Annotated in this window: 11 protein-coding genes and 1 tRNA gene; 3 read left to right on the top strand and 9 right to left on the bottom strand. The window is 47.7% G+C overall.

Annotated features, from left to right (window positions below; genetic code table 11):
• Positions 1–81: 81 nt before the first annotated feature.
• The 3 genes from ACR32F_RS05590 to ACR32F_RS05580 all read right to left on the bottom strand — a co-directional run bounded on the left by ACR32F_RS05590 (position 82) and on the right by ACR32F_RS05580 (position 2,666).
• On the bottom strand, positions 82–882 hold the full coding sequence (locus ACR32F_RS05590) for a nucleotidyltransferase domain-containing protein (protein ID WP_440116934.1): 801 nt from the start codon (positions 880–882) through the stop codon (positions 82–84).
• Between the two features lie 77 nt (positions 883–959).
• Positions 960–2,453 carry a TROVE domain-containing protein gene (locus ACR32F_RS05585; protein WP_440116932.1) on the bottom strand — a complete coding sequence of 498 codons (1,494 nt, stop codon included), beginning with the start codon at positions 2,451–2,453 and terminating at the stop codon, positions 960–962.
• Positions 2,454–2,567: 114 nt separating this feature from the next.
• Positions 2,568–2,666 (bottom strand) — tRNA-Asn (locus ACR32F_RS05580).
• Positions 2,667–2,924: 258 nt separating this feature from the next.
• Between ACR32F_RS05580 and ACR32F_RS05575 the strand changes: the two genes are divergently transcribed.
• Together ACR32F_RS05575 and ACR32F_RS05570 are read left to right on the top strand one after the other, a co-directional pair.
• Positions 2,925–4,280 (top strand): helix-turn-helix transcriptional regulator, encoded by a 1,356-nt coding sequence (locus ACR32F_RS05575; RefSeq protein ID WP_440116930.1) that lies wholly within the window; start codon positions 2,925–2,927, stop codon positions 4,278–4,280.
• Positions 4,228–5,121, top strand: a complete 894-nt coding sequence (locus ACR32F_RS05570; protein ID WP_440116928.1) for a WYL domain-containing protein — start codon at positions 4,228–4,230, stop codon at positions 5,119–5,121. Before ACR32F_RS05575 ends, ACR32F_RS05570 begins: the two co-directional genes overlap by 53 nt.
• Positions 5,122–5,173: 52 nt before the next feature.
• Here the strand turns inward: ACR32F_RS05570 and ACR32F_RS05565 are convergent, their stop codons facing one another.
• From ACR32F_RS05565 to ACR32F_RS05545, 5 genes are all read right to left on the bottom strand, one after another.
• Positions 5,174–5,671, bottom strand: a complete 498-nt coding sequence (locus ACR32F_RS05565) for a hypothetical protein (RefSeq protein WP_440116926.1) — start codon at positions 5,669–5,671, stop codon at positions 5,174–5,176.
• 306 nt (positions 5,672–5,977) lie between these two features.
• Complete coding sequence (locus ACR32F_RS05560) at positions 5,978–6,718, bottom strand: hypothetical protein (protein WP_440116924.1); 741 nt, start codon at positions 6,716–6,718, stop codon at positions 5,978–5,980.
• The gene (locus tag ACR32F_RS05555; protein ID WP_440116922.1) at positions 6,715–7,413 is read right to left on the bottom strand and encodes an ABC transporter ATP-binding protein; all 699 of its coding nucleotides are present in this window, start codon (positions 7,411–7,413) and stop codon (positions 6,715–6,717) included. The genes ACR32F_RS05560 and ACR32F_RS05555 overlap by 4 nt, the downstream gene beginning before the upstream one ends.
• The gene (locus tag ACR32F_RS05550) at positions 7,406–7,822 is read right to left on the bottom strand and encodes a GntR family transcriptional regulator (RefSeq protein WP_440116920.1); all 417 of its coding nucleotides are present in this window, start codon (positions 7,820–7,822) and stop codon (positions 7,406–7,408) included. Before ACR32F_RS05550 ends, ACR32F_RS05555 begins: the two co-directional genes overlap by 8 nt.
• A gap of 293 nt (positions 7,823–8,115) precedes the next feature.
• Entirely contained in the window at positions 8,116–8,982 is an 867-nt protein-coding gene (locus ACR32F_RS05545; RefSeq protein ID WP_440116918.1) for an aldo/keto reductase, read from the bottom strand.
• A gap of 512 nt (positions 8,983–9,494) precedes the next feature.
• Here ACR32F_RS05545 and ACR32F_RS05540 point away from each other — a divergent pair.
• The gene (locus ACR32F_RS05540) at positions 9,495–11,501 is read left to right on the top strand and encodes a S9 family peptidase (protein ID WP_440116916.1); all 2,007 of its coding nucleotides are present in this window, start codon (positions 9,495–9,497) and stop codon (positions 11,499–11,501) included.
• 221 nt (positions 11,502–11,722) lie between these two features.
• Here ACR32F_RS05540 and ACR32F_RS05535 read toward each other — a convergent pair whose 3' ends face one another.
• On the bottom strand, positions 11,723–12,415 hold the full coding sequence (locus ACR32F_RS05535) for a stalk domain-containing protein (RefSeq protein ID WP_440116914.1): 693 nt from the start codon (positions 12,413–12,415) through the stop codon (positions 11,723–11,725).
• Between the last annotated feature and the right edge of the window lie 15 nt (positions 12,416–12,430).

The raw sequence follows: 12,430 nt of genomic DNA, 5'->3' as shown, positions 1-12,430 counted from the left end.
TCTTCTGTGAAAATGTCTTGAACGTAAACGTTTCTTCGGATCGATTCCGTTCCTCTTCACTACTTTCGTTGTCATCAAGCACTAAGTCGTTGCCCACACCTCTTGCAGCGCAAAACGAAAAATCCGATCCAATTCTTCATATTGTATAATCTGCTCATTCTCCATCTGGGAGGCCTGTCGTTCAAAATGTGCTATCTTCTCTGCCAAAAAAGCATGTATTGCTGGAAGCTGCGGTTCCAGATCCAGTTCCTCGCCTGCCTTTTTGCGGCGCAGCAATTCATGGATTTCCGTATAAAGCGGTGTTCTCTGAGGAACAAGCTCTTGCACCAGCTTTTCGAATGCCATCGGCGGCATCGCATCATAACGTTCGATCCAGCCGCAGGCGAGCAGTGGGCGCAGCACATAGAAATACTTTTTGATCTTCACCTGCTCACCCTGCAAATAATCCCGAAAATTCCCCTTCGCCATATTCAGATAATGGTACATACAGGACTTGGGCGAGAAGGTCAAAGGCGACAAGGCCCGGATATGCTCTGCTACATTGTAGCGCTCATCGTACTGAATCGGGGATTGCAGCCACTCCAGCAGCGGTGGGTTCGACTTGCGAAACAGCTTCAAGGCTTTGCGCAAATCCCAACCGTTGATATCCAGTTGATCGTTGATCGGACGTTCGATGACATCCCTTTTATCCTCAATGGACAAGTACCATTCCAGTGGTCTCACATACAGAAAACGCACATCATAATCGCTATCCTGTGAAGGAAAACCCCAGGCCCTGCTGCCCGATTCACAGGCATAGATGATTCGCACCTGCTCCTCCCGTTCAATCTGCTTCAACTGCTGTCTAATCGTATCTCTCATTTCTTCATGAACATGGGTCATGTCCTTGCCTCCTTCATATCCACTCACGTCTCGCCTGGTGGATCTTCATTTCCACGGTGCATTGTTCTTCGGTTCTATTAAATGTCCATCTCCCGCACCCGATTCGCGAGTGTATCATATCCCGCTACCGTCTCAGCAATATACGTCAGTACTGTTTCACTCCAACCGTAGATGTAAAAGGTTTGACCATCCCGTGGCGGTACCATCGCCTGCTGATAAGGTGCAATATCCACGATAAATGCCTTCAGCTCCGGATTCATCATCCGGCGATAACGCTCAAGCTCGGCATATAACGAACTGCCTTCATTCTGCTGTTCATCGGTGATCATAATAATCTGATCCACTTTCTCTCCGAGATCCCGAAGCTCCCGTACAGGCCGCCCCGCGTCTGTTCCACCTTGTGCACAAATACGATCAGCCTGGGAAAGGATGCTTTCATTCATCTGGGGACGAGCGTCCTCGACGATATGATTGAATAACCAAAACAGCGAGTTGCCTCGTGTTTGTTTATAAAGCGCCAGTGCCAGCACCGAACCAATTCGTAAATAATCCCCTTGCATAGAGCCCGAACGATCCAGGAAAATGGCCGTTCTTCCCGGCAGCGCCGGCAGGTTACCCATGGTCAGCTCTACCGATTGACGCAAGGCATCACGCAATGCTTCATTGAATATCATCTTATACGCACTGGCGAATCGAAAAGGTAAGATGCGCGACTTGCGCAGGGCTTCCGCATCCGTTAGACGACCCGTTACGTACTCTATATTTTTCCGTTTGGCAAAGACCCCCGCCCGATCCATCGCATTCAGATGACGTAATAATGCAAAGGTCGGCATCTGGGACATCAACACTTCCCATACCGTACGTGTCGGCTGCATGATTGAGGTGACCACCGAATACGGCAGTTTGCCTTTCTCGATGAGATGCATCTGACTTGCCGGGTTTGGGGTAGCTTTCAGCTTCTCCAGCGCCTGCAACTGCGGCAAGCCCTCAAGATTCACCTCATGTCCGCGCAAATAACGGAACAAGGCTTGTTGCTTTAGATCTTTCGGCTTGGGATGTGCTGTAGCGATCATATCGCCCAGACTGTATCCACGCCCACGTCCGTTGTATTTGATCGCCCAATATTCGCTGATCCCGTTCAAAAAGAGACTCATCTGACGCTTCACCGCACGACCACCCTGCCCCCGACCTGATCCTCTCAGAATCGTCAAAAAATCGGAAAGGTCAGCCGGAGTCTGCACCACTTGGGAGAATACCTTCGCAAACTGATCCGGGTTTACCTTGGATAACACTGCCAACCCGAATAGAGGCTGTAACCGCATCATGCCTTCATTACGAGCATAGACCAGCGCCAGCGCCATGAACTCCGCACCGACCTCAGCCATCTCCTGATGACTAACCATCGCATCGTCCATCAGTTGCTGTGTATCTGCATAAAACGTATTGTTCAATGTATTGGTCATCAACATCTGTATATATTGTTCCTCCACCAATCGCTCGTAGGCTCCATAGCCATCATAATTACGTGTAGTTGGCTGAGGTTGATTGAATAATTGTTTCGCTCTGCTCATCACGCATGACCTCCCGGTGTGAGTCTAATTACTGATGTCCCATAATAAAATGTTCCGAGGAAAAAGGTGGGAAGGTATAATACCCGCTCTACCACTGAGCTACACCGCCATGAACGGCGGCGATTGGATTCGAACCAACGACCTGGTCGATTAACAGTCGAAGTAACCCTCCCTGGCGCCTCGGAACCTTGATCCACTGAGCTTGTTGCTGCCCCGCTTCACAACCTTATTATGCCTCACGCATCTGCATGCGAACATGGTGGAAGTATGGCGACCTCCTTAAGTTTAAATGAAACCAGCCACTCATCCTGATACAATGGAGGGATAACAGCGACCTTTAAGATGGTTCTGAGCAAGTAGTAATCCAGTGTAAAATCATGTGTTTAACTTTATAATTATCGCAGAGTTGATCTGCCAATATAGTCATCTACTATATCCGCCTGGCTCCAGGCCACCAAGGAGTGAATGTTCATGGCAAGAGAGAGCTTTGACAAAGAAATTCAATTTCTGCGCATGTTGTCCCTGACAAGCGGAGCATATAACCGTAAACAGTATGCCGAACGACTCGGCATATCCGTACATACCTTTGATAAGACCCAACGCCGATTAAAAGAAATCATGCAGACGATCGCCGACCAACGCTCAGGCTCCGAACAAAGTAAAGAAATGGCAGACCTCGTACGCTTCCAGTATGGGGAATCCGCTGAACCCCTGCTGCTCTTCCTCTTCCGCGCCAAGTCGATGAAAGAGACTGAGGTTCAACGTCTGTCCGTCCTTTTGCATACCTTACAGGATAAAGCCCTAACCGCGATGGAACTGCTGGACGCCTGCTGTGCTGACCTGCCAGAGGATCTGGCTCTGCCTGATGAGAAAACAATCCGCTCCGATCTAAAGTATCTGGAGGAAGTTGGAGTCATCCGCAAGGAGCCCGGCGGCAGGCCTTATCGCTATCTGTTACAGCAGGATATCCTTATCAAATTAACGGTGGAAGAACAACTGGAGCTGTATGATTTTGTGGATATTATGGCAAACACCCAGGTTCCTTCTGTACAAGGATATATCTTGCGGGACAGTCTCAAAAAAGCCATTGCTGCAAGTTATCTGCAGGGAGAAGCCACCGAGCCTTTTATATACAAGTATCATTATTATTCCCGCATTCTGGACGAAGCACATCTGTACACCCTGCTTAGTGCGATTCGTCAGCATAAACATGTGCAGTTCCTGTATTATTCACCTAAAAAACCGTCCAGCTATAGCTCGCAGAATACGAACCCACGCTTTGCACGGGAAGCAGGTGGACGATCCAATCGGATTGTGCCGCTTGAAGTTGTTTATGACCATCAGTATGGCCGCTGGTATGTCATTGGATATCAGGGGCGCCGCGGTTTTGTGAAATTCCGGATGGAAGGCATTACGCAGCTGGAGGAACAGGATTCGGCCAAAGAAGAATATATGCTCGAACTGAAGCAACAATGGGCCGAGATTAGCCGTTACAGCTGGCTGGTGGATACGGGGAACACCGTGACGGTTCAAGCTCGATTTTTCCATCCTCAGGATGGTCAGCGCAACTTCATACTGGATCGGGTATGTCTGCAAGGCCAATGGGGAACGATTACACCCGAAACGGATCATACCTTTCTGTATGAAATTCAGGTGAACGGTACCACCGAGATTAAGCCGTGGCTTCGGAGTTTTGGCTCAAGCTGTGAGGTGATCGCACCCCAAAGGCTGCGTCAGGAGATGATTAAGGAATGGAAGGAGATCGCGCAATATTATGAACCTGTTCGAGAAGATGTTCAACTACCAGATCATGACGAGATTGAATGAAACCGGACTGTTCACCTGGACTGCACAGGAACGGGCCTGGCTGCGCATGATGCTAAATCACCCTGCCGCACCAGAAGCGCTGAACCCTGATACGTTGGAGAAAATGCACACCATGCTGGATGCAGAGCAGGATCTGAATCTTCAGGATTACCTGACCGAAAAAGCCAAAAGTGAGGAGCACACCGTCTTTCACCCGCTGCTCAAACCATTACGGCAGATGATTCTGCATCATCAGGGGTTTCGGTTGACGGGCCGTGTCCGCAACGGACGCATTAGCCAGGATCAATTCGGATTTCCCTACAAACTCGAATATTCCATGGTCAAAAGGGAATGGTACGTGCTCTGGTATGCTCCACTCTACAACAAGCTGATGTCGACCAAGCTGCACAGTATTATTGCCGCGGAACCCCAACCCATTCAACCCGAAACCGCTTCTCAATACACTGCGAAAATCGCGATGTTAACAGAGAAACGTAAAACAACCGTGACCATTGAAGTCCTACCGGAATTTAACCAGGAGTTGTCGCGAATTCTGTATGCCTTCTCCTGCTTCGAGAAACAGGTGGAATATGTGGAAACACAACAAATGTACCGCATTAACCTGACCATTCCGCGCAGTGAGATGGATTATGTGCTGTCCAAAATACGTTTTCTGGGCAAACGTGTACGGATTGCAGACCATGCTGCGCTTCGAGCGCGAATGTCCGAGACCGCTGCCAAGGTATTGGCACGTTATGCTGAAACTGATCCTAAAGCACAGCCTGAACGTATGGATGGAACAGTACGGAGTCACCACGAGGAAGAATCTTTCGTCAAGGCGGAAGGCAGTGATTCTGCCTAACATGACCCTCGTTGGCCGATGACCTGCTGCAATAGACAAAGGTGTATTCTGTCTACGAACTGCTGCTGGCAGCCGAATTCCTCCTCTTATTAATCGCATGTACACCCATCACAACCGCAATCAACTCATACGTGTCCAGTTGTTCCGACTGGTTGTCTAACACAAATGCTCCCGAATTAAACCAGCCACTTGTGCGGCGGAAGCTGGCCACGATTTCGCCGCCATTCCCGGTAATCTCATATTCCTGCGAAAACGCCGGAGCGGAGACATCATACACACCGCGTGAACCGGCATCGTACTCATACTTTTTACTAAAAAAGCTAATTCTTGCCCGCAAAACACCCAAGTCTCTCCCATCGGCTGAGGTGATATCCCAGCGATTGCTTAACATGCGGAATTTAGCACTACAGGCCAGCCCTGCGTTATCGAATACATCCAGCGATGATCCAAAAGCACTTTTCAAATCGAGGTGCCCAGCCTGCTCCTGATTCGGATTCATAATCTCGGTATAACCAGCGTTAAAAAAATTATCCCTGAAGTATAGTTCCATAACGATCTCTCCTTTCTCTTGCATATCCTTTTATTATCTTTAACCTGATCTCGCATCGAGTGCACAGTATATCCTATTTACGTATAATTATTGGAAAACGATTCGAAAAATAGGGGATTTCAAATATAAAAAAACGAGCATCCCTCGTCGCTCGTGTCATTTTATCGTGTTTAGTTGTACGGAAAGATCGATAGTTTCCCCTGGGTAACGGGTGATTATCGATCTGTCCAATTCCATGCAATGACTCGCTTATTCTACCCTGCCCCCATAGGGGTTGTTTACCAGGGGCATGCCTTTAATTTGTCATCAAACTTCAACTTTTTTGTTGTTCAGGTAAATGGTAGCCCACACTAATATAACTGCCACGATGATTTCAAATACCGTGCTTCCCCACATGCCGTCCGACCATAATACTCCATTGGCTGTGATCGAGACTCCTGTAGTTCCATCCGTGAACTGGAACAGCTCATTTGGACTAAAACGTCCTGCAAGGATGACATTCTCCAACCAGCTAATCAGATTAATGAGGACAAAGAATGCAACGATTCCGATCCATGGCCCAGTTCTCCAACGGAAGCTGCCTGCAATCGTGATCGAAAGGAAGATGATGACGGTCATGAAAACAATAATCCATCCGCTAAACAGCAACAAACTAATATAATCCGAAACATGCAGGCCCGAAAAATCAATATTGGTAGCCATGTTCATTCTGAGCTTCATTGAAATATAGATGTAGGCATGAATCGTAAATATAATGACTAAGCCCAACCCACAGAGTGCTCCAAAGATCAAAGGAGACAACACATGTGACAAGCCCGTTACGGGTAAAAGGCGGCGATTATAAGAACGGATATTGGACGTGTATGTTTTGATCATTTTCACATAAATAGCCACACCTACTCCAACATAACCCATAATGCCAATCACAAGCCCTGTTGTCTCAGACATGAACAGTGCCAGCCCCATTTGAACGATGATTAATATGGCTAAACCAGCCAGCAGTGTATTCCAATTCCTTCTAAAGTCATACTTCAGCAATGTCATCATTCTGCATAGACCTCCTTGAACATCTCATCCACACTTTTACCATACTTGAGACGCAGCGTTTCTACTTCTTCCCGCATCACCAGTTCACCTTCACGAATGAAGATCACTTCATCAAAGATTCGTTCGATATCGTTCACAAGATGTGTGGAGATGATTAAGCTGCTATCTTCGTCATAGAATTTCACGATTGCATCCAGAATCTTGCCCCGGGCAACCGGGTCAACTCCACCGATCGGTTCATCCAGCAAATAAAGACGAGCCTTCCGGGATAGGGCCAGTGTTAGTTGCAGTCGTTCATTCATACCTTTCGACAAATGCCTTACCCGTTCGGTCTCACCAAGTTTCATAAACTCCAGCATCTCCCGAGCCTTCTCTTCATCGAAATCAGCGTAAAAATCACGGTAGTACGCAATCGCATCCCGTACCTTCATCCAACTCTCCGTCAATGGGCGATCCGGCATAAAAGAGACGAGCGACTTCGTCTCCAGCCCAACAGGTTTACCCGTGACATGAATCGTTCCACTGCTGGGATGCAGCAGTCCCGCAACTAGCTTCATCAGGGTACTCTTGCCACTACCGTTACTGCCCAATAGTCCCACAATTCTGCCTGGTGCAATATCAAGCGTGATGTCATGAAGAGCTTTCTTGCTGCCATACGTTTTGTTTATATTATTCAGCTCTAGAATGTTACTCATGTATTGTTCCTCCCCTGCCTGGCTTGCTCGGCTGCTGTGATTGCTGTCCTTCTGCAACAGCATCCGCCACGATTTTGACAATATCCTGCTCCTCAATTCCCAGTTCCTGCATTCCGGTCAGAAAACGCTCTAGCAGTTCACCGGCCATCTCTTTTTTGATCGTCATAATCTTCCGCTCCTCACTTGTCACATATCTGCCCAAGCCCCGTTTGGTTTCAACCACTTCTTCTCGCTCCAGCTCCTGGAATGTCCGTTGTACCGTATTGGGATTGATCTGCAATTCAGCCGCCAATTCACGAACCGAAGGGATTTTATCGCCTGCCTTGAGTGTTCCGGTCACAATCTGTCTTTTGATGTACTGCATAATCTGCAGATAGATCGGTAAGTTATTATCAAATTCCATAGTCACAAAGCTCTCGCTCCTCTCTGTATCGGTGTGTTAGTTACATAGTACACTAGTGATTCAGTGTTGTAAAGCCCATTTATTTATTTTGATGGATATACCAAAAAAAAGAGCTGTCCCATAAGTCATAAACATGACGGGGGACACCCCTTGAAAACATTATTTTGGTCTAACGAACCGAGCGCACGCTATTCACTCCCATTTGCACAGGTCGTTAAATGTTGTATTCCTTCATCATCCATCTTTTAAGGTGCGGTAGGTTCGTAGCGCTTGGGGGGATCGGTCTAGCAAGAAGGAATCTACACGATATCCAAAGGTACTTTGCCCTCAGGCGTGGGGAATGCTTCATTCAATCGAGTCAATTCGTCATCAGTCAAAATAACGTCCATCGCTGCCGCATTATCTGCGACATGATCCAACTGCACAGCTTTGGGGATCGCCAGTACGTCTCCGTCTCTGATAACCCAGGATAACGCAATTTGCGACGTGCTGATGCCTCGATCATGAGCAATTTCCCTAATGACCGAATGTTCCAACAATTCTGTGCGAAGCCTGCCTCCCTGAGCGAGCGGGCAATACGCCATTACAGGAACATGCCGCTCACGCATCCAGGGGAGCAGATCATGTTCAATACCACGAGAAGCCGCATGATACAGAACTTGATTCACCATGCAATGTTTGCCACCCGGTATATTCCATAGCTCCTCCATATCCCGTGTATTGAGATTTGAGACACCCCAGCGCAAAATTTTGCCGGATTGCTTCAATTGTTCCAAGGCCTGAACGGTCTCTTCGAGCGGTACACCTCCGCGCCAGTGAAGCAAATACAGATCCAGACGATCCGTACCTAGACGTGAGAGACTACGTTCACAAGCGGTAACCATCTGCTTATGATCCGCATGATGGGGATACACTTTGGATACCAAAAAGACATCATCACGACAGTCTGAGATGGCCTCACCTGTCACCTCTTCTGCTCCGCCTTCTGCATACATCTCTGCCGTATCAATGACTGTCATGCCCAGATCAATACCGGAACGCAGAGCCCTTACTTCTTCTGCCCGGCTGGATTTCTTCTCTCCCATGTACCATGTCCCTTGTCCAATTGCAGGCAATGTTGTTCCATCTGGCAGTTGAATTGTTCGAGTCCGATTTCCATGCAGCATCTGTATTCCTCCAATCTGTGAGCTAGGTTACCCATCCATTCATACATAAAAATATTCTCAACATCTTTCCAGGCAATTAATCCTCCTGATGTGTATGACGTTGAATCCACAAACCCATGCTCATCCACAACAAAGGAAGGCTCCTTCTTCATCATTTTCACCAGACTGTAGCAAAAACCCACTCCAAAAAAAGAATTGTTACTTTGTACGAATGTTGTATATAAACGGAATACCGATAATTAAAAAAGCGGTCAGCCAAACAGAAATTGCATTGATTAATAAACCCATTAAACCTAAATTAAACATGATATTCAGACATTTTTTCGTCATTTTCATGACTATTCAACATTAGGACTCGTCCCCTTCCAGTAACTCCTTTTTGACATCGGCTATTTTGTTAAAAAGTTACCTTCTATTGTGCAGAACCGTGTTGTCCTGCCATACTCTTTCCGTTAATATAAATGGAAAGGTTAGGAAATTAACCATTCTGTATCATGGTGGGAGGACAAACAATGAACAGTCTGCGCGGCATAACATCGGAAGATCTTTATCAGATTACATGGGTTAACGATCCAACTCCGTCCCCTCAAGGTGGACAACTGGTCTATGTAAGCCGGAAAACGAATGAAGCACATGACGGTTATTGTTCTCACCTGAGACTGCTCAATCTGGAGAACCAACAGGACAGACCCTTCACCTCTGGAAATAAGGATCATGCTCCTGCATGGTCACCGGACGGCTCGCAGGTTGCTTTTTTACGAGAGCATGACGGGAAAACACAAGTGTGGCTGATCGCATCGGATGGTGGAGAAGCACAACAAATCAGCTACTTGAAGCATGGCGTCAGTTCCCTGCTCTGGTCCCCGGATGGCAGTACCCTGCTTGTGAAGTCTTCCGTGGATGGGAGCGGACAAGAAGAAGAGACAGGCCCTACAGATCAAGATGACAATAAACTGCTGCAAGAACTTGTCGTAGACCGGATTCGAATGAAATCGGATAGCGGTGGGTTGTGGAACGGAAGACGCACCCATCTCTTCGTTCTCGCGCCGATCGATGCGGAAGCAATCCCTGTAACTACAGGACATTATGATGTTGGAGATTATGCCTGGTCACCAGATGGAACATCGATTGCCTGGATTGCCCAGATGCCGGAAGAGGGCGAGGAACATAACGACTACACCCTGACCAATCATGTGTACCTTGCCAAGGCAGACGGATCGGACGTGAAGCAGTTGACCCCGGAAGGATATTCTTTCAGCCGAATAGCCTACGCACCAGATGGACAATCCCTTGCACTGCTCGCCAGTGACCGTTCCTATGGAAATGCCACACTGGTGAAGCTATACACCCTTCCGATATCAGGTGGTGAACCCGTATGTCTGAGCACTGATTGGGACGTACAGCTGAATCACAGTATTGTCGGTGATATGCGATCACATCTTACAGCTACAGGCCCCGTGTTCAGTCGGGATGATTCATCCATTCTTTGTCTGGCCACGCTGGAAGGCAGTGTCCGGGTCGCCAAGTTCGCACGAGATGGCAGCAGTGCCAGCTATATCTTGCCTGCTGAGAAAGAGATTTATCAATTTGCTGAGCTGGAACATGGACAGATTGTTGCTGCCGTGGCCGATACACAAAGTCCAGGTGACCTTTATCTGTATAAACAGCCTGAAGATGCTGGTGTAGAACCGATTCAACTCACTCGTAGCAATCCTCAACTCGAAGAGGAGATCCAGCTCAGTACACCAGAGACCTTCTGGTTTGATTCCTCTGATGGTCTGCGGCTGCAAGGATGGATCATGAAACCAGCTGGCATGGTAGATGGAGTCAAAATTCCGACCATCCTCGAAATTCATGGTGGCCCGCATATGATGTATGGTTTTACATTTATGCATGAGTTCCAGATCCTCGCTGCCCAGGGCTACGCTGTGGTCTACATCAATCCACGTGGTGGTCTCGGATATGGACAACAGTTCGTTGACGCGTGTCGCGGAGATTATGGCGGTGGGGATTATCGTGACCTTATGGAAAGTGTGGATTATGTCCTGTCTCAATATGGATTCATTGATGAATCCAGACTAGGTGTAACGGGCGGTAGCTATGGCGGCTTCATGACCAACTGGATTGTGGGTCATACTGATCGCTTCAAAGCCGCCGTCACCCAGCGTTCCATCTCCAACTGGCTATCGTTCTACGGTGTCAGTGATATTGGATTTTTTTTCACGGAAGATCAGATTGGCGGCAACGCGTGGGATGACACGGAGAAATTGTGGAAACACTCCCCGCTGGCTTATGTCGGCAACGTCAATACTCCGCTACTTATTCTGCATGGGGAACAGGACCTTCGGTGTCCAATTGAACAGGCGGAACAATTATATGTTGCCTTGAAACGGCGCAAACAGACCACTCGGTTCGTACGGTTCCCTGGAGCCAATCATGAGTTATCCCGGGGAGGTCACCCGCACTTAAGAGTACGTCGTCTGGAGCATATTACCGGATGGTTTAACGAGTACCTGTAGCGGCTGTTATTTTATTAGTATTAAATATACAAAGGGATTCTCCCTGCACTCCATTTCCAATTAGAGCAACGGTGTAGAGTCAAGAAGCCACCCGCAAAAGTCGATAATGACTTCAAAGGGTGGCTTTTGCAGTTTAGCTTTTGTATACGAGAAGATTACTAAATTTCTGTTGCGTGTTGATTTTAGAAAGGAAGGATACGAGAGCTTGTTATCACACTCACTTACTCTTCGCCCCACACAACTGTTACTTCATTCAGATCCTTGTTACTTGTGGAAGCTGTGCCCGTGATAGTCACGGCATACTTGTTTTCTTCACGACCAACGATGCTAAATCCGTCTTCCTGCACATCCTGACTGTTTTGAGTCAGGTTTTTAGTCTGGTAATAGTCTTTGTAGGATGTTCCAACCTTGATTAGTGTTTCTTTCGTGGTATACGTGAGAACCACTTTTTTCTTGCCGCCGTCTATACTGGACTCAATCAGATCGATTGTCTTAGCATCCTTCGGTAATGGGAAATCTGCTGGCAGATACTTGGACTTCACGCCCTCAGCCTGTGTATTCGTACCTGTTGACGGCGATGTTGATCCGCTGTTGCCTGTGGATGTTGACCCACCTGAGGAGCTTGTGGAACCGATGCTTACTTTGTTGTTTTTGGAATCATACTTCACTTCGGTCTTCAACGCATCGGCAATCGAACGAACGGGCAAGTATGTACTTCCTTGATACGTAATGGGTGCAAGCTTTTTGCCCTGGTCACCTGACGGTGTGAACTTCTGCCCATTCACTTCGATAGCAAGACCATGGTTCAGGTAAGCCTTAATCGTTTCCAGTTGCGTCCCTGCATATACTCCTGCTGATCCTGTTAAAACCATGCCGAATACGCTAGCAGTTATCAACCACTTTTTGCTTTTCATCCCAATACGCCTCCT

The organism is Paenibacillus hebaui (assembly GCF_051934385.1).
In the GTDB taxonomy this organism is placed as follows: domain Bacteria; phylum Bacillota; class Bacilli; order Paenibacillales; family Paenibacillaceae; genus Paenibacillus.
Note: the sequence above shows the minus strand (reverse complement) of the source record. Positions and strands in the feature narration are given on the sequence as shown.

Bases quoted from the DNA above. Each gene is read 5' to 3' on its own strand.
- ACR32F_RS05590 (WP_440116934.1), bottom strand. From the start codon at position 882: ATGACCCATGTTCATGAAGAAATGAGAGATACGATTAGACAGCAGTTG.
- ACR32F_RS05585 (WP_440116932.1), bottom strand. From the start codon at position 2,453: ATGAGCAGAGCGAAACAATTATTCAATCAACCTCAGCCAACTACACGT.
- ACR32F_RS05575 (WP_440116930.1), top strand. From the start codon at position 2,925: ATGGCAAGAGAGAGCTTTGACAAAGAAATTCAATTTCTGCGCATGTTG.
- ACR32F_RS05570 (WP_440116928.1), top strand. From the start codon at position 4,228: ATGAACCTGTTCGAGAAGATGTTCAACTACCAGATCATGACGAGATTG.
- ACR32F_RS05565 (WP_440116926.1), bottom strand. From the start codon at position 5,671: ATGGAACTATACTTCAGGGATAATTTTTTTAACGCTGGTTATACCGAG.
- ACR32F_RS05560 (WP_440116924.1), bottom strand. From the start codon at position 6,718: ATGATGACATTGCTGAAGTATGACTTTAGAAGGAATTGGAATACACTG.
- ACR32F_RS05555 (WP_440116922.1), bottom strand. From the start codon at position 7,413: ATGAGTAACATTCTAGAGCTGAATAATATAAACAAAACGTATGGCAGC.
- ACR32F_RS05545 (WP_440116918.1), bottom strand. From the start codon at position 8,982: ATGCTGCATGGAAATCGGACTCGAACAATTCAACTGCCAGATGGAACA.
- ACR32F_RS05540 (WP_440116916.1), top strand. From the start codon at position 9,495: ATGAACAGTCTGCGCGGCATAACATCGGAAGATCTTTATCAGATTACA.
- ACR32F_RS05535 (WP_440116914.1), bottom strand. From the start codon at position 12,415: ATGAAAAGCAAAAAGTGGTTGATAACTGCTAGCGTATTCGGCATGGTT.